16 protein-coding genes and 2 riboswitches are annotated in these 15,889 nt (G+C 60.9%); of the genes, 9 read left to right on the forward strand and 7 right to left on the reverse strand.

Annotated features, from left to right (window positions below; all coding sequences use genetic code 11):
- Positions 1–3: 3 nt before the first annotated feature.
- Together FRH_RS03890 and FRH_RS03895 are read right to left on the reverse strand one after the other, a co-directional pair.
- Complete coding sequence (locus FRH_RS03890; protein WP_281997819.1) at positions 4–1,455, reverse strand: NAD-dependent succinate-semialdehyde dehydrogenase; 1,452 nt, start codon at positions 1,453–1,455, stop codon at positions 4–6.
- A gap of 29 nt (positions 1,456–1,484) precedes the next feature.
- On the reverse strand, positions 1,485–2,900 hold the full coding sequence (locus FRH_RS03895; RefSeq protein ID WP_281997820.1) for an APC family permease: 1,416 nt from the start codon (positions 2,898–2,900) through the stop codon (positions 1,485–1,487).
- A 234-nt stretch (positions 2,901–3,134) separates the two neighbouring features.
- On the opposite strand from FRH_RS03895, the gene FRH_RS03900 reads away from it, so the two are divergent.
- The 8 genes from FRH_RS03900 (at position 3,135) to FRH_RS03935 (ending at position 10,389) form a co-directional block, all read left to right on the forward strand.
- The gene (locus tag FRH_RS03900; protein ID WP_281997822.1) at positions 3,135–4,553 is read left to right on the forward strand and encodes a PLP-dependent aminotransferase family protein; all 1,419 of its coding nucleotides are present in this window, start codon (positions 3,135–3,137) and stop codon (positions 4,551–4,553) included.
- A 74-nt stretch (positions 4,554–4,627) separates the two neighbouring features.
- Positions 4,628–5,323 (forward strand): lysozyme-like domain containing protein, encoded by a 696-nt coding sequence (locus FRH_RS03905; protein ID WP_281997824.1) that lies wholly within the window; start codon positions 4,628–4,630, stop codon positions 5,321–5,323.
- A gap of 11 nt (positions 5,324–5,334) precedes the next feature.
- Positions 5,335–6,075, forward strand: coding sequence for a sulfite exporter TauE/SafE family protein (locus FRH_RS03910; RefSeq protein ID WP_281997825.1), 741 nt, complete (start codon positions 5,335–5,337; stop codon positions 6,073–6,075).
- A 70-nt stretch (positions 6,076–6,145) separates the two neighbouring features.
- Complete coding sequence (locus tag FRH_RS03915; RefSeq protein WP_281997827.1) at positions 6,146–7,348, forward strand: Xaa-Pro peptidase family protein; 1,203 nt, start codon at positions 6,146–6,148, stop codon at positions 7,346–7,348.
- Between the two features lie 118 nt (positions 7,349–7,466).
- The gene (locus tag FRH_RS03920) at positions 7,467–7,838 is read left to right on the forward strand and encodes a hypothetical protein (protein WP_139525858.1); all 372 of its coding nucleotides are present in this window, start codon (positions 7,467–7,469) and stop codon (positions 7,836–7,838) included.
- Between the two features lie 171 nt (positions 7,839–8,009).
- Positions 8,010–9,128, forward strand: coding sequence for an alkene reductase (locus FRH_RS03925; RefSeq protein WP_153842980.1), 1,119 nt, complete (start codon positions 8,010–8,012; stop codon positions 9,126–9,128).
- Between the two features lie 174 nt (positions 9,129–9,302).
- A complete protein-coding gene (locus FRH_RS03930; RefSeq protein WP_281997828.1) occupies positions 9,303–9,770 on the forward strand; it encodes a TspO/MBR family protein in 468 nt (155 codons plus the stop codon).
- Between the two features lie 28 nt (positions 9,771–9,798).
- Positions 9,799–10,389: a cell division protein ZipA C-terminal FtsZ-binding domain-containing protein gene (locus FRH_RS03935; protein WP_139525861.1), complete on the forward strand. Its 591-nt coding sequence runs from the start codon at positions 9,799–9,801 to the stop codon at positions 10,387–10,389.
- 1 nt (position 10,390) lies between these two features.
- Here FRH_RS03935 and FRH_RS03940 read toward each other — a convergent pair whose 3' ends face one another.
- The 3 genes from FRH_RS03940 to FRH_RS03950 all read right to left on the reverse strand — a co-directional run bounded on the left by FRH_RS03940 (position 10,391) and on the right by FRH_RS03950 (position 13,892).
- Positions 10,391–11,977 (reverse strand): ABC-F family ATPase, encoded by a 1,587-nt coding sequence (locus FRH_RS03940; protein WP_281997829.1) that lies wholly within the window; start codon positions 11,975–11,977, stop codon positions 10,391–10,393.
- Positions 11,978–12,075: 98 nt separating this feature from the next.
- Entirely contained in the window at positions 12,076–12,954 is an 879-nt protein-coding gene (locus FRH_RS03945) for a CbiX/SirB N-terminal domain-containing protein (RefSeq protein ID WP_281997830.1), read from the reverse strand.
- A 14-nt stretch (positions 12,955–12,968) separates the two neighbouring features.
- Positions 12,969–13,892 carry a histone deacetylase gene (locus FRH_RS03950; protein ID WP_281997831.1) on the reverse strand — a complete coding sequence of 308 codons (924 nt, stop codon included), beginning with the start codon at positions 13,890–13,892 and terminating at the stop codon, positions 12,969–12,971.
- A 38-nt stretch (positions 13,893–13,930) separates the two neighbouring features.
- Here FRH_RS03950 and FRH_RS03955 point away from each other — a divergent pair, with 38 nt between their 5' ends.
- The gene (locus FRH_RS03955) at positions 13,931–14,518 is read left to right on the forward strand and encodes a gamma-glutamylcyclotransferase (RefSeq protein ID WP_281997832.1); all 588 of its coding nucleotides are present in this window, start codon (positions 13,931–13,933) and stop codon (positions 14,516–14,518) included.
- On the opposite strand, the gene FRH_RS03960 is transcribed toward FRH_RS03955, so the two are convergent.
- Positions 14,509–15,036, reverse strand: coding sequence for an HPP family protein (locus tag FRH_RS03960; RefSeq protein WP_281997833.1), 528 nt, complete (start codon positions 15,034–15,036; stop codon positions 14,509–14,511). The genes FRH_RS03955 and FRH_RS03960 overlap by 10 nt on opposite strands.
- Positions 15,037–15,193: 157 nt before the next feature.
- Positions 15,194–15,487 (reverse strand): hypothetical protein, encoded by a 294-nt coding sequence (locus tag FRH_RS03965; RefSeq protein WP_153842973.1) that lies wholly within the window; start codon positions 15,485–15,487, stop codon positions 15,194–15,196.
- 186 nt (positions 15,488–15,673) lie between these two features.
- Positions 15,674–15,764, forward strand: a riboswitch (glycine riboswitch).
- 8 nt (positions 15,765–15,772) lie between these two features.
- Positions 15,773–15,880, forward strand: a riboswitch (glycine riboswitch).
- Positions 15,881–15,889: the final 9 nt, after the last annotated feature.

Below are 15,889 nucleotides of genomic sequence, written 5' to 3' on the forward strand. Positions count from 1 at the left end.
TCTTTATAAACCGCCAACGCAGACGTATTTCAGTTCGGTAAATTCATCCAACCCGTGGTGGGAACCTTCACGGCCCAGCCCGGACTCTTTCACGCCGCCAAACGGCGCCAGCTCGGTGGAGATCAGCCCCTCGTTCACGCCGACCATGCCGTATTCAAGCGCTTCCATGGTGCGCCAGATGCGGCGGTAATCCGTGGCGTAGAAGTAGGCGGCCAGGCCAAACGGGGTGTCGTTGGCCATGGCGATGGCTTCTTCATCGCGCTGGAAGCGGAACACCGGCGCGACCGGGCCGAAAGTCTCTTCATCGGCGACGGCCATTTGAGTGGTCACATCCGCCAGCACCGTGGGGGTGAAGAAGCGCTCCCCCGCCGCATGGGGGTGGCCGCCGCACAGCAGCCGCGCGCCTTTGTTCACCGCGTCATCGACGTGGCGCTGCACTTTATCCACCGCCGCTTGGTTGATCAGCGGGCCGATGATGCTGCCGTCGGCCAGGCCGTCGCCTACCTTCAGTGCGTTCACGCGCTCGGTGAGCTTGGCGACGAAGGCATCGTAAATGCCGTCCTGCACCAGGAAGCGGTTGGTGCACACGCAGGTTTGCCCGGCGTTGCGGAATTTGGAGGCGATGGCTCCGTTCACGGCGGCGTCGACATCGGCGTCATCGAAGACGATGAACGGCGCGTTGCCGCCCAGTTCCATAGCTGTTTTCTTCACCGTGCTGGCACACTGGGCAAGTAAGTGCTTACCCACCGGGGTAGAGCCGGTAAACGACACCTTGCGCACCCGAGGGTCGGTGGTCAGCACCTCGCCCACGGCGGCAGGCTTGGAAGCGGTGACCACGCTGATAGTGCCTTCGGGCAGGCCCGCTTCCAGCGCCAGGTAGGCGGCGGCCAGGGCGGTGAGCGGGGTAGCTTCGGCGGGTTTGATGACCACGGTGCAGCCCGCTGCCAGGGCCGGGGCGCACTTGCGGGTAATCATCGCGAGCGGGAAGTTCCACGGGGTGATCGCGGCCACCACGCCCACCGGTTCGCGCAGTACCAGCAGGCGCTTGTCGGCGCCGTGGCTGGGCAGGGCTTCCCCCGCCATACGCTTGGCTTCTTCGGCGAAGAATTCGATGAACGATGCTCCGTAGGTCACTTCGCCTTTGGCTTCCGCCAGCGGCTTGCCCTGCTCTAGGGTCATCAGGCGGGCTAGGTCGTCGGCGTGCTCATTGATCAGCTCGAACCAGCGACGCAGCAGCGCGGAGCGCTGTTTCACCGGGGTGGCGCGCCAGGCGGCACCGGCTTCGTAAGCGGCGGCCACGGCGTCGCGGGTGTCGTCGGCGCTCAAGTCCGCCACGTGGGCGATGGTTTCGCCGGTGGCGGGGTTATCGACGGCAAAGGTCTGCTGGCCTTTGCGCCATACACCGCCCACCAGGGCCGGTACGGCATCGTGCAACCACTGTTCGATAAAGCTCATAGCGTGCTCCTTTAAAGTGTTGGAACGGCTTACAGGTCAGCCATCATGTGTTGGTCGCTGTAGGCGCGGCCGTAGGTGCGCAGCGCGTGAATGTAAAGGCCCACACCGAGCAAAGACCAGCCCGCGAAGATCGACCACTCAGCGCCGCTCAGTGCCGCCGGGCTACCGGGCAGGTAAAGGCAGGCCATGCCAAAGGAGAGCACGACCGCCAAAGTGCCGCACAGCTTGCCGTGGCGAATGCGGAACGGGCGCGGCATATCCGGCTCGCGAACCCGCAGCACCACGAAGGAGATGGCCACGAACAGGTAGGCAATCACGATGCCCAGGCCACCGGCGTTGACGATCCACACCAGCGCGGGGCGGCCGAAGAACGGGGCGATACAGGAGAGGAAGCCCATCAGGAAGATGGCGTTAGTGGGCGTTTTATAGCGCGGGTGCAGCTTGGCAAACGGCGCAGGCAGCATGCCCGCTTTCGCCAGGGCGTAAATGGCCCGCGAACCGCCGATGTAGAAGGCGTTCCAGCTGGTGATGATGCCCGCAATACCGGCCAATACCATCAGGTTGCTGGCCCAGGGGGCGTTGAACAGGCTGCCCATGGCATCCGGCACGCTCAGGGAACTGGCGGCCAGCTCGGTGCTGTTCAGGGCCAGGCTAGTGGCCAGAATGATCAGCGCGTACCACACCACCGCCAGAATGACCGACATCATCAGCACTTTGCCTATGGCTTTGTAAGGCAGGTTGATCTCTTCGGCGGCTTGGGGAATGACGTCGAACCCCACGAACAGGAACGGCACCATGACCAGCACCGCGACGATGCCCGCCATCACGCCGGTATCGGCCTGGGTGAATAGCGGCATCATGTTGATGGTCTCGCCTTCGAACAGCGCGCCCGTGACAAACAGCACGCCAACCAGCAAAATCATGCCGGTCACGACTTTCTGGAGAAGCGCGGCGGTGGTCACACCGAAGTAGTTGATGATCATCATGGCGAGCGAGCCGCCGACACCCACGGCCACCCACGTCGCCTTCACTTCCCAGCCCGCGATGGTCCATAAGTGGCCAACCGCGTAGTTCGGTGCCAGATGCTCGATCACGGTGGGCAGCGCCACGGCTTCGAAAGCCACCACGCTCAAATAGCCTAAAATGATTGCCCAGGTGCACAAGAACGAGGGGAGATGGCCCAGGGCGCGATAGCTGTAAACATGCTCGCCGCCTACTTTGGGCATGGCAGAGGCCAGCTCAGCGTAGGTCAGGCCCACCATGACGATCGCTAAACCGCCGATAATGAACGCTAAAATGGCACCGATGCTGCCAGCGGATTGAATCGCGGTGCCGGTCAATACAATCCAGCCCCAGCCAATCATCGCGCCGAAGGCGAGGGCTAATACGTCGCCGCGGGCCAGTACCCGGACGAGCTTGTCCTGTTCAGAAGAGGGAGTGGTCATCGCACAGTATCCTGCAGGTTATTGGATGTTGTCGTTGGCGCTCTTTGGCGCAGTGTCCTGATTCCGGTGGCGGAATAGTGACACGCTAGCAGGCGGCGCTCAGAACGCGAATGCACCACTTTGGCGTTCGACTAGACCACTTCTTCAACGCACCAAATAAGTGCATACATGGCATCATGCTTTCGTCTAAACGCCTGATGGTAGCGGGCTTCACGCGGGAAAGGGGGCGCTGATATGGATCGCGAGCAGGTCTTGCACCAATTCAAGCAACTTTATGCACTCCAACCGGAGCGGCTGAGTAAGCAGGTGCGCATCGAGCAAGCGCTGCGCCAGGCCATTACGCAGCAGTGGCCCAGCGGGCTGCGGTTGCCCTCTCATCGTGTGTTGGCCGATGCCGTGAACGTCGCGCGCCAAACCCTGGCCTTGGCAATAGGCACACTGCTGGAAGAGGAGTTGCTGAAAACCGCCCACGGCCAGGGAACCTGGACGTGTAAACCCACCGCGCCACCGCCCCCAGCGCCGACCCACGCTCAGCTCTCCCAGCGGGCCCAGCGGGTGCTGCAAGGCCCTGGGGCCAGCATGATTCAGAGCGGGGCCTTCGTGCCCGGCATTCCGGATATCGCCCAGTTCCCCATGCGCAAGTGGCGCCAGCTCTACGCCAGCGTCACCGTGCCGCAAAATGCGCTGCTGCTCTCCTACTCCACCGGCGGCTACGGCCCACTAAAGCGGGCGATTCGTGATTTTCTGGCCCGCTGGCGGGATATCCATTGCGATACCGAGCAGATCATCATTACCGATGGCACCCACAACGGCATCGAGCTGTGCGCCGTTGCCTTGGCAGACGTGGGCGATACGGTGGCGATGGAGTCGCCCTGCTACTGGGGGGCGCGCAACGTGTTTACCGCCGCCGGGCTGAACATCGACATGCTGCCGTGGCGGCCGGAACAGGGCCATGCACTGCCTACTTCCCCCGGCCCCGTGGCGCTGGCTTACCTCACCGGCTCGCACCACTACCCGCTCAGCGTGCCGACCCGCGCCGCGCATAAACGTCAGCTATGTGAGGCGTTATCGCCTACCTACGTGGTGGAAGATGACTATGAATTTAACCGCGACGACCACCCTAACCTGCTGTTCGATGCCCACTCCGAACGCCATTTGCTGGTAGGCTCTTTCTCCAAGATGATGTTTCCCGGCCTGCGGCTGGGCTACTTGGTGGTGCCGCGCCATTTGGCAGGGCCCATGAACCGCCTGCGCAGCGAGCTGTTTCGTGAGGGCCGTATGCTGGACCAAGCCGTGCTGGCCCAGTTCATTTTCGATGGTGATTTGGATGCCTGGTGTCGGCGCATTCAGCGCGACTACTTAGGCCGCCAGCAGGTGCTGCACGACCAGCTACGTTCGCTGCCCCAGGTGCGCTCGGTGTCACCGCCCAGCAGTGCCATCAGCCTGTGCGTGGAGTTCGAGCCGGGCATCAACGATGTGGCCATCGCCCAATCGCTGCTGAAAGAGCACTTGATCGTGCGGCCGTTAAGCCCGGTGTGTGCACCGAACGACCCGCGCGCTGGCTTGGTGATGGGGGTGGGCATGCTGTCAGGGGAAACGCTGGTGCGCGAGGCGCAGCGCCTGCGCCGCTGCCTGGAGACGCTGCTGCGCTAAGCGGCCAACGCGCTTTATTCGTCAGTACACTACACACAACGTGAGTAACACGACTTATCCACAAGGACCGTCCTATGCATCGCCCTGTTGATAGCTTTTGGGTCTCTGCGCTCTCTACCGCTGCCTCCTCTTCCACCGCTTCGCTCCGCGGATGGCTGGCCGTCACGGCCCTACTGCTGCTCTCTGGGTGCGCCACTTTTGCGCCCAGCCCGCCGAAGGATCAGACCAATATCTGCGAGATTTTCCGCGAACAGCCGAGCTGGTACGACTACGCGAAAGAGTCGGAGGAGAAGTGGGGAACGCCCATCGCGACCCAAATGGCGTTCATTCAGCGGGAGTCCTCGTTTCGCAGCCACGTGCGCCCAGACCGCAAATACTACCTGGGCTTCATCCCCGGCCCGCGCCCGTCGTCCGCCAAAGGCTACGCCCAGGCCCAAGACCCGGTATGGGGCGAGTACGAAGATCAAGCGGGCAGTCTGTTTGCCCGGCGCACGCACATGAAGCACGCCACCGATTTCATTGGCTGGTACAACGCCCGCACTCGCGCCCAAACGGGTATCTCGCTCAACAATCCTGAACACCTCTATTACGCCTACCACGAGGGCGCAGGCGGCTATCAGCGGGGCACCTATCGCAGCAAACCCCAGGTGCTCAACGCGGGCCGCCAAGTGGCGAGCCTTTCCAACCGCTACCAGGCCCAGCTCAACAGCTGCCAGGCAGAGTTCCAGTGCCGCAAGTTCTATCAGGTGTGGCCGTTCTGTCGTAGCTGAGGGCGTCTTTCATGACACTGTTAATGGGATTTGCCTTTGTCGGCGTGGTGTTTTTCACTTCCATGCTCTCCGGCGTGTTTGGTATGGCGGGCGGGCTGGTGTTGCTGTGGTTCCTGCTGGTGGTGTTTCCCGCCAGTACTGCCATGGCCGTGCATGGGGTGATTCAGTTAACGTCCAATGCCTCTCGGGCGTGGCTGTCGCGGCGCTTTATTGTTTGGCGCATTGTGGCACTGATGGCGCTGGGCGTACTCAGCGCGGCAGGGCTTCTGCTACTGTTTAACTACACGCCCAATGCGGCCACTGTTTCTTTATTGATCGGGCTGCTGCCCATCTTGGTATGGACGCCCAAGCACTGGTTCCAGCTAGACGCCCATCGCGCCAGCCACGCATTTTGCTGCGGAATCGCCTCGGGCGGCCTCACGATTGCCGCCGGGGTATCCGGCCCGCTGATCGATATCTTCTTTGTGCGCTCGCAGATGGACCGCCGCCAAGTCGTCGCTACCAAGGCCATGATTCAAGTGGTCGCCCACTCCATTAAAATTCTCTTCTACTTAGGTGCCGCCCTTGCGCTCAGCGTGGGTGAGTGGAGCATCGTGCTACTAGCCGCCCCGTTTGCCATGCTGGGCACGCAAACCGGCACACGGATTCTGCACCGCCTGACCGACGCCAACTTCCGCACCTGGACCCGCTGGATCGTGACCGGCATTGGCGTGTTTTACTTCCTGCAGGGGGTGTATCTGCTAACCCGTTGACCGTTGATGGCCTTAGCGGCGCGCTTTGGATGGCGACCTATACTGACCTTACCAAACGCTGGAGGTCGCCATGGATTACCACCACTACCGCGAAGCCCTTGCCACCTCGCTTGCCCAAAGCGAGCTGCCCTTCTCCCCCGCTGAGTATCAAGCGCGCCTTGAGAAGGTGCGCCACGCCATGGCGAAGCGCGAGTTGGATGCGCTACTTCTCACCGATCCCGCGGATATCAATTATTTGACCGGTTACCACACCTTTGAGGTGTCGGTGCATGCCTGCTTGGTCTGCACACAGGAAAAGCTCGTTCTTCAAGTGGCCTCGATTGAAACGGGTGCCGCGGTGGTCACCGCCCGCGTAGATGAGATCATTGGCTACCGATGGGAAAACCTGAATGAAATCATCGACCCGTTGGCCGACCTGTTAACCCCCTGCCCGCGCATTGGCATCGACGGCTGGAGCAGTGGGCTGCGGGTGGGCGTGATGAACGCCCTCGCCCAGGCAGTGGGGAAAGAGCGCTTTTTTGAAGCGGGCGACCTGCTGGATGCCATCAAGATTGTCAAAAGCAGTGCCGAGCTCGAGATGCTTAAAGAGAGTGCGCGCATCACCGCCGCTGGCTTAGAGACGGCGATGGCCGCCATTCACCCCGGTATGACCGATAACGACATTGCCGCCATTGGCGCCAAGGCGCTGCTCGAAAACGGCAGCGAGTTTATGAGCCTACAGCCTATCGTGACCAGCGGGCACCGCATTGGGGTGATTCACGTGAACCATAAGCGCCGCGTGATTCAGCCCAACGAGCCGGTGTTTTTAGAGTTCGGCGCAGCGTATCAGCGCTACACCGCACCAATGATGCGCACCGCCGTAACCGGCACCCCGAACGCCGCCCTCACCGCCACCCAAGACCTCTGCCGCTCGATCTTCGAAACCCTCTGCGAAGCCATGCATCCCGGCCACTCCTTCGATGCCGCCGCCCAAGCCGCCGATGCGCTGCTGGCCCCGCGACGCGACGAGCTGTTTTTTTCGGGGGTGTTTGGCTACGCCGTGGGGGCACAGTTTCCACCCAGTTGGGTAGAGGGCACGGGATACATTGCCAAAGGCCAAGCCCGTTCCTTCGAAACCAACATGGTGTTTCATTTACCGCTCTGCCTGCGGGTACCCGGCCAATGGGGCGTTGGCCTGAGCGATACCGTGGTGGTCACCGAGCAGGGTGCCAAGCCGCTCACCAACAACGATTGGCAGCTTTATCACGCCAGCAATACGTCCATGCACCCATAGCCTAAGATTGACACCACGATTGAGGGAGGCTATCTTCAACAGAAATGTAAATGAGAAACACTCTCTTTTTAGCCAGCAACCGGGTAGATAAAGAGCCGTTGAGGTAAAGGGACGTCACATGACCAGTGAACAGCGCCAGCTTCGTCAAACTCTGCTGTTTTTACGCACCTCGTTTGAAGCCATTCAGCACTCCATTGCCGGACGGCTAGAAGACCCGCTGCCCTGCTGGCTAGACACCAGCATGCTCTCCATGCTCTCCCGAGAGCTGACCCGCTGCTGCCAGCAGGCCAAGCCGTTGTTCGCGCCTGCGGTCGTAGAGCAGCTCTTTATCGCCTCCCAGCAATGCGACCTGCTGCTCAAACAGTGCCCCGGCGTGCTCAGCAGTGCCGTTTGCCACCGTCAGCTCAGCGCGATCATGCTGCCGCTCGCCAGCGCCATTCGCCAAATCGATACGCCTGCCAAGCGCCGCTGGCCTTGGCAACGGCACTAAACGAACGCTCATTGACGCCCCTTAACCCCGCCTCATTTGCTCGGCGGGGTTTTGTTTTACGCGACCGTCCCCATTAACCATAGCCATCGCATCGTCGTTGGCGCTTACTAGTAAACTGGTCTATTCTATTCGCCACGATGATACCCACTACTTCAAAAGGAGTTTTGCTCTATGGCGTATGAAACGCTGTTTACCCCCATTACGCTGGGTAGCCTGACACTTCCTAACCGCGTCATCATGGCACCACTGACACGTGCTCGCACGCCGGATAGCATCCCGGGCAAGATCCAAGAGGCGTATTACGGCCAGCGCGCAGGGGCAGGCCTGATCATCAGCGAAGCCACCAACATCTCTCCCACTGCCCGTGGCTACGTGTACACACCCGGCATCTGGACCGACGAGCAGGAAGCCGGGTGGAAAGGCGTCGTGGACGCCGTTCATGCCAAAGGTGGCCGCATGGCGCTGCAGCTGTGGCACGTTGGGCGCGTTTCCCACGAAATGGTGCAGCCCAACGGCCAGCAGCCGGTAGCCCCCAGCGCGCTGAAAGGCGAAGGCGCTCAGTGTTTCGTCGAATTCGAAGATGGCACCGCTGGTCAGCACCCCACCAGCACGCCGCGTGCGCTGGAAACCGACGAGATTCCCGGCATTGTGGATGACTATCGCCAAGCGGCCATCCGCGCCAAGCGCGCCGGGTTCGATATGGTCGAAGTCCACGCCGCCAACGCTTACTTGCTGAACCAGTTCCTGGCCACCGGCACCAATAAGCGCACCGACCAGTACGGCGGTTCGCTGGAAAACCGTGCCCGCTTCCCTCTGGAAGTGGTCGATGCAGTGGTAGAAGTGTTTGGTGCCGAGCGTGTTGGCATTCGCATGACGCCGTTCATCGAGCTGTTCGGTTTGACCGACGACGAGCCGGAAGCGATGGCGTTCTACATGGCCGAGCAGCTCTCCAAGCGCGGCCTCGCCTACCTACACCTGAACGAGCCGAACTGGGCGGGCGGCGATATCACCTTCCCGGCCGGTTTCCGTGAGCAGATGCGCGAGCGCTTTAGCGGCAGCCTGATCTACTGCGGCAACTACGACGCCGAGCACGCTGAAGCACGCATCAAGGAAAACACCACCGATGCCGTGGCCTTTGGCCGTCCTTACATCGCCAACCCCGATTTGCCGGAACGCTTCCGCGTCAATGCCCCGCTGACCGAACCGAACCAGGAAACGTTCTATGGCGGCGATGAGAAGGGCTATACCGATTACCCATTCATGGATAACGGTTACGACCGCATGAGCTAAGCGACGTTGCTGACGTTGCTAAGGCATGACGAGGGTTCCCCCATATGGGGAACCCTTATTCTTGAAAAGCATCACTTAGGTGGTGCTTTTTTTATGCCTTGAACGCGTAAAACGCTGTTAATCTGTTGATTCTATCGTTTTAACGCGATAACCCTACTGCTGGAGAGGTCGCTCATGTTCGGTTCTTTGATGGCGCTGCTCGTCTCGCTCCTGCTGGTGGGAGCTGCCGCCATGACGGGCGCGCGCTTTCGCCCAGACGGCTGGTATCAAACACTGCGCAAGCCCCGCTGGACCCCGCCCGATCTGGCCTTTCCCATTGCCTGGGGTATTCTCTATCTATTGATGGCGATCGCGGCATGGCGGATCTATATGGCGGACGACTCGCCGCTACGCAGCGCGAGCTTGGCCGTCTATGGCGCCCAGCTGCTGGCCAATGCAGCGTGGTCCTGGCTGTTCTTTGGGCGCAAGCAGATCGGCGCGGCGCTGGTGGATATCGTGGTGTTGTTGGGATTGATTACACTGGCCATTGGCCTATTTGCCCAGGTGAATACCTTCGCCGCGTGGCTAATGGTGCCTTACTGGCTGTGGGTCGCCCTTGCGCTGGCACTCAACGCCACCATTTTGCGGCTCAATCGCGCCTAGGTGTTACATAACGAAAAGGTTTCACCCCATGGATACAACGTCACTTCCCGTTCTACTGGCCTTTACCTCGCTGCTACTCGGCGTGGTGGCCGTGGTGATTTTTGCTTATGTCGTGCTGCCAAAACGGCGCCGTGCCAAGGCCAAGGCCACTGAGGCTCCCGCACCGGTCGCAACGCCCACGCCGCCTCCTGCGGACGAGCCGCCGCCCGCCCCCACCAAGCGCACGGGCAAGGTCAAGCAGCACTCGCTGTTCGTCATTTTTAACCAGCCGGATGACACCACCGACGCGCGTTTGACCGAGTGGCTGCGGAGCAAAGGCGCCCATTACGACGCCATCAAGAAGGTGTTTTTGATCGACGGCCAGCAAGCGTCTAACCCCATTACCGTGGCGAATGCCTTCCCGCCGGGAGAGATGCCTGACCTATTACGCGGGGAAACCCACGAGCCGATCCGCGGCGTTAGCCTGCTGGTGAAGCCGCCGCTGCATAAACGCCGCAATCAGCAGATGCACGTGTATGTGGAACTCGCCAAGGAGATGAACGAGACCTTCAGCGGCGACATGCTGGATGCCGACAGGGAACCTGCCAGCGAATCCACCTACGCCCAGATCATCGGTTAACTCATACCACGCCTTGGCTACGCAGGTAGTCGTCGTAGCTGCCGCTGAAATCGACGATGCCCTCCGGCTGCATGTCGATGATGCGTGTGGCGAGACTGGAGACGAACTCGCGGTCATGGCTGACGAACAGCAGCGTGCCGGGGTAGTTTTCCAGCGCCAGGTTGAGCGCTTCGATGGACTCCATGTCCAGATGGTTGGTGGGTTCGTCCATCAGCAGCACGTTGGGATTGGTGAGCGTTAACTTACCGAACAGCATACGCCCCTGCTCGCCGCCGGAAATCACCTTCACCGATTTGCCGATATCGTCGCTGGAGAACAGCATGCGGCCCAGCGCGCCGCGCACCACCTGCTCGCCCCCTTTGGTCCACTGGCTCATCCACTCGAACAGGGTGGCGTCATTGGCGAAGTCGTCGGCATGATCCTGAGCGAAGATGCCAAGCTCGGCGGCATCGGTCCACTTCACTTCGCCAGCATCAGGGCGCAGGTCACCGGCCAGGGTTTTCAGCAGCGTGGTCTTACCAATGCCGTTGGGGCCGATGATGGCAATCCGCTCGCCCGCTTCCACGGTCATGGAGAAGCGCTTGAACAGCGGCTCGCCGTCGTAGCCTTTGGTAATGGCATCGACGTTCACCGCGTTGCGGTGGATTTTCTTGTTTTGTTCGAAGCGGATGAACGGGCTGACGCGACTGGAGGGTTTGATGTCTTCCAGCTTGATCTTGTCGATCTGGCGCGCCCGCGAGGTGGCCTGCTTCGCTTTCGATGCGTTCGCCGAGAAGCGGCTGACAAACTGCTGCAGTTCGGCAATTTGCGCTTTCTTCTTGGCGTTTTCGGCATACTGACGCTCACGCGCAGCGGTGGCCGCCGTCATGTAGTCGTCGTAGTTACCGGGGAACAGGGTGATTTCGCCGTAATCCAGATCGGCCATGTGGGTACAGACGCTGTTCAGGAAGTGGCGGTCGTGGGAAATGATCACCATGGTGCTGCTGCGCGCTTTCAGAATGTCTTCCAGCCAGCGAATGGTGTTGATATCCAGGTGGTTGGTAGGTTCGTCGAGCAGCAAAACGTCCGGGTCGGAGAACAGCGCCTGGGCCAGCAACACACGCAGCTTCCAGCCGGGGGCGACTTCGCTCATGGGGCCGGCGTGCTGTTCGATGGGAATGCCCAGGCCCAACAGCAGCTCGCCCGCGCGGGACTCGGCGGTATAGCCGTCCAGCTCGGCAAAGCGCACCTCCAAGTCCGCCACGGCCATACCGTCTTCTTCGCTCATCTCGGGCAGCGAGTAGATGCGCTCGCGCTCGGCGGCCACTTTCCATAGCTCGGCGTTGCCCATGATGACGGTGTCGATCACCCGCTCGTTCTCGTAGGCAAACTGGTCCTGACGCAGCTTGCCCAGACGCGTGCTGCTGTCCAGCATCACCTGCCCGGACGTGGGCTCCAGCTCGCCACCGAGAATTTTCATGAAGGTGGACTTGCCGCAACCATTCGCGCCAATCAACCCGTAGCGATGGCCATTATTGAACTTGACGGAGACGTTTTCGAACAGGGGCTTGGCCCCAAACTGCATGGTGATATTGGCGGTGGCGATCAAGATAGAGACCCTGGTTGGCGACATAGCCCTGTTGGAGGAGCGGCATGCGTGCAAAAGCACGCGATTCTACGCGCCTTTGGGCCACGTTACATCTCCCCTCAAGGCTTCTGCTCACCGTCTTTTACTGGCTGCGCGGGCATGTCGAGCAGAAAACGTTCACCATCAATCGCTTGGCGGAGTCGCGAGTGGAGAATCTCGACAATGCCCGCGTGCTCACCTACTAGCGCGGTGGTCGCTACCGTCAATCCGCGATGGCGGTGCTCGGCGGCGGCGCAAATCTCGGCAATGTCACCACCCTCACCGGCATGACGGCCTGGAGAGAGAAACAGCATCGCCAGCACCACGTGGCCGCTGTTGAATTCGGGAGTATCCAGCAGGTCCTCCAAGAGTGGCTCGTTGAAGCGATACTCATCGCCGTCACGTCGCTCCATGGAAGCGGCCGCCACGCAGCCCACCTCGTCGCCCAGCAGGACGCTCAACTGCCCGGCCAGGCGGTTACGGACGGCGGTGACCTCGGGAATCGGGCTGCCGTGATCCACCAGCGCGACTTTCGCCGTTCTTTTTTCAGGTAGCAGGGCGCGCACGTGATCGGCCAATAACGTTGCCAAGCGCAGGTCGTTATGACCGAGCTCATCCACCAACGGCCGTGCGACGCGCACCGTCACATCAGGGAAGCGTGCCTGCAGCGCGGCCATCCGCTCCGGTAAATACCCCGTGAGGGCTTTGCTGGGGCCGAAGAAAAACGGCAGCACGACGATCTCGGTGGCCCCCGCTTCGGCGCTGCGTTCGGCAGCGGGGCCCAGCGTGATGGCCGGAATGCCATCGACCTCTTCGGCGGGGATTTTATTGGAGTGCAGCAGCGAGGCCGCTTGAACGGTTTCCCCGAGCTGCTCACTTAGCGCCGCCGCCACCCGACGCAGATTATGGGTCGCTTGGGGGCGTAGAGAGCCGTTATCGACAAGAAAAATAGCGCGCATCGCGTTCGTCCTTTTCAGTCAAAGCGTGGATGAGCCGCCAGCACATCCGCAGCGGCTCGGTGTAGCTGGGCGTGGCGTGCGGCGAGAGCGATGATATCGCGGTCGTAGCCACCGCCAATCACCGCCGCGACGGGAATGGCCGCCTCGCGACAGAGGTTCAACACATAGTGATCTCGGGCATACAGCCCGTCGCTGCTTAGCGATAAATAGCCCAGGCGGTCGTCGTGATGCACATCTACCCCCGCATCGTAGAGCACCACGTCTGGCTGGTAGGCAGCAAGCACCCCAGGCAGCCAAGAGGTCAGTTCGGCCAGATACGCAGCATCGCCCATGCCGTTGGGCAGGGCGATATCCAGGTCGCTTTTTGCTTTGCGGGCGGGAAAGTTTCGCGCCGCGTGCATGGACAACGTAAACACGCCTGGCACCTTTTCAAAGAGGCGTGCGGTGCCATCGCCCTGGTGCACGTCGCAATCCACGATCAGCACCCGCTCTGCCCAGCCCTGCGCCAGCGCGTGGGCGGCGGCCACGGCTAAGTCGTTGATCAAGCAGTAGCCGCTGGCGGCATCTGTATGGGCGTGGTGCGTGCCGCCCGCCGAGTTACACGCAAGCCCGGTGGCCAGGGCCGCTTCCAGGGTGAGCAGCGTGCCGCCGGTTTCCAGCCGCACTCGTTCCACCAAGGCCTCGGACCATACGAATCCACTGCGCCGCTGGGCGGCACGATCGAGCTGACCGTGCACAAACGCATGCACGTACTCTGGGGTATGCACGCGTTGCAGGCTTTCCAGGGTGGCCGGCTGGGGCGGGTGCCACTCGATGGGACACGCCAACGTTTGCTCGCCCAACAGCTGCCGAAGCACCCGAAACTTTTCCATCGGAAAAGGATGATTGGCTGGCAAATCAATCGTATAACCCGGATGATGAACCACCGTTAACGCCATGCGCGTGTTGCCACTTTGGTCACGAATGTAGATCGCTTATGTTGCTTGATACCACGACGTTAAACCAGCAGAGAAACTTCTTCGACGGCCATGCGGCTATTTGGCTATTTGGCTACGGTTCGCTGATTTGGAAGGCCGATTTTGAGTATCTAGAGCGGCGCCCGGCGGCCATTACCGGCTGGGCGCGGCGCTTCTGGCAGGGCTCCCACGACCACCGGGGCACGCCGGACGCGCCGGGACGTGTGGCCACCCTGATTCGTGCCGAAGGCGCGGTGTGCCACGGAATGGCCTACCGCATCACCCCAGAAGTGCTTGCCCCGCTGGATATGCGGGAGAAAAACGGCTATCTACGGGAGAAAGTCACGCTGACCTTTCTGGATGAAGCGGGCCATCCCGACCCCGCACAAGCGCCTACCGACGGGCTGATTTATCTGGCCAGCGAGGATAACCCAGCGTTTTTAGGCGATGCGCCGCTGGCCGAGATCGCCCAGCAAATTGCCCAGGCCCACGGCCCCAGCGGACCCAACAGCGCCTATTTGCTGAACCTAGCCCAGGCGCTGCGCGAACTGGGCACCGAGGATGCGCATATCTTTGCCCTGGAGGAGCAGTTACAGCGCTACCAGTAGCGCGGGTAGCGGCGGTGGCGGGCGAGGTTATTGACCAATATCGCGACCAACAGCATGACGATGCAGCCCGCGCCAATGGGCATCAGCGGATACCACCAGCCCAATTGATGCACGCTAGCGCCGCCTGCCACGGCAATCAGCGCTGCGGCAGCTCCTGGCGGATGCACGGTATGGGTGAGCTGCATGATCAATATGGAGAGCGACACCGCCAGCGCCATGGAAAGGGGCGTGGCGCCCAGCCATTGATAGCAGCCTACCCCCACACAGGCAGAGAGCACGCTACCAAACAGCACGTGGCTTGGCTGGGCAAACGGACTTTCCGGGGCCGCGTAAATCAGCACCGAGGTTGCCCCGAACGAGCCCACGATCAACAGCTGCTGGGAGAGCCATTCGGAGCTTAGCCAGCAAATCAGCGCCATGCCGGTAAAGGCTCCCAGCCATGACCAGCAGGCATCTTGCCAACCCACCCGAGGGCGCGGCGTCCGTTCTCCGCGCATTTTGCCAAGATACGTCTTCATCGCACTCGCCTTTGCACAAAAAGAGTGCAGATGATGACAAAATGCACCACAGAAGCAAATGACAATGCGTCATGGATAGATGAGATTCGCTCAAGCCAACGTTACCGAAGACAGCCGGACGAGCCGACGCTTTAGCGTTTGCCCTCCCGCCGCGGTGCTACATCATCAGCCACGACAGGATAAACAGTGCCACCAGCGTGCGGAAAATGCCGCCGATGATGGAACCGCGCAGAAACGCTCGCAGCCCGCCCCATAGGATCAGTAGACCGATCACCAGTATCGCGAGGCTCAAGAACGAGTCGTTGATGCCCAGCGAACGCGTCAGCCCGCCGATGAAGTCATCGAAGGCACCAAAAAAATTGGTGAAGATTCCCACCAAAAACTCCACCACCACGCGGATGGCCTCACCAATCGCTTCACCAATACCTTCAAAAAATCCGTTTGCCTGCATGCGTGTTGTCCGTTGCTCGAAGATGATCGTCTAAAAAGAATAGCGGGAAGTTAAGTGCTCAACGATAGTCGGCATTGTGTGTGAAAACGCGGTGTGTGAAAACACGCGAACTGGCAAAACCACGTCATGGGCAGCTTCCACCTTTCGCCTATTCCCTTTTTAGCACTTCCGCGTTACAACAATAAGCATGCATGTGCGGGAGAGACTGGTGCACGACGCCAGCGCCGAAGGAGCAACGACCCCGGAAACTCTCAGGCCAACGGACCGCAATCGCTAACGTTTTTACCAATACGTTCCGAAGAGTGGTTGATGACGGCGTCACTCAACCCACCGAAGGAGCAAGCGCCGCCACATTGGCGTGAATCTCTCAGGTTCCATGACGGAAGGGGTACCCCTAGCAAA

This window comes from Halomonas sp. A020, assembly GCF_027943625.1.
GTDB classification, from domain to species: domain Bacteria; phylum Pseudomonadota; class Gammaproteobacteria; order Pseudomonadales; family Halomonadaceae; genus Vreelandella; species Vreelandella piezotolerans.

Bases quoted from the DNA above. Each gene is read 5' to 3' on its own strand.
- FRH_RS03890 (WP_281997819.1), bottom strand. From the start codon at position 1,455: ATGAGCTTTATCGAACAGTGGTTGCACGATGCCGTACCGGCCCTGGTG.
- FRH_RS03895 (WP_281997820.1), bottom strand. From the start codon at position 2,900: ATGACCACTCCCTCTTCTGAACAGGACAAGCTCGTCCGGGTACTGGCC.
- FRH_RS03900 (WP_281997822.1), top strand. From the start codon at position 3,135: ATGGATCGCGAGCAGGTCTTGCACCAATTCAAGCAACTTTATGCACTC.
- FRH_RS03905 (WP_281997824.1), top strand. From the start codon at position 4,628: ATGCATCGCCCTGTTGATAGCTTTTGGGTCTCTGCGCTCTCTACCGCT.
- FRH_RS03910 (WP_281997825.1), top strand. From the start codon at position 5,335: ATGACACTGTTAATGGGATTTGCCTTTGTCGGCGTGGTGTTTTTCACT.
- FRH_RS03915 (WP_281997827.1), top strand. From the start codon at position 6,146: ATGGATTACCACCACTACCGCGAAGCCCTTGCCACCTCGCTTGCCCAA.
- FRH_RS03920 (WP_139525858.1), top strand. From the start codon at position 7,467: ATGACCAGTGAACAGCGCCAGCTTCGTCAAACTCTGCTGTTTTTACGC.
- FRH_RS03925 (WP_153842980.1), top strand. From the start codon at position 8,010: ATGGCGTATGAAACGCTGTTTACCCCCATTACGCTGGGTAGCCTGACA.
- FRH_RS03930 (WP_281997828.1), top strand. From the start codon at position 9,303: ATGTTCGGTTCTTTGATGGCGCTGCTCGTCTCGCTCCTGCTGGTGGGA.
- FRH_RS03935 (WP_139525861.1), top strand. From the start codon at position 9,799: ATGGATACAACGTCACTTCCCGTTCTACTGGCCTTTACCTCGCTGCTA.
- FRH_RS03945 (WP_281997830.1), bottom strand. From the start codon at position 12,954: ATGCGCGCTATTTTTCTTGTCGATAACGGCTCTCTACGCCCCCAAGCG.
- FRH_RS03950 (WP_281997831.1), bottom strand. From the start codon at position 13,892: ATGGCGTTAACGGTGGTTCATCATCCGGGTTATACGATTGATTTGCCA.
- FRH_RS03955 (WP_281997832.1), top strand. From the start codon at position 13,931: ATGTTGCTTGATACCACGACGTTAAACCAGCAGAGAAACTTCTTCGAC.
- FRH_RS03960 (WP_281997833.1), bottom strand. From the start codon at position 15,036: ATGAAGACGTATCTTGGCAAAATGCGCGGAGAACGGACGCCGCGCCCT.
- FRH_RS03965 (WP_153842973.1), bottom strand. From the start codon at position 15,487: ATGCAGGCAAACGGATTTTTTGAAGGTATTGGTGAAGCGATTGGTGAG.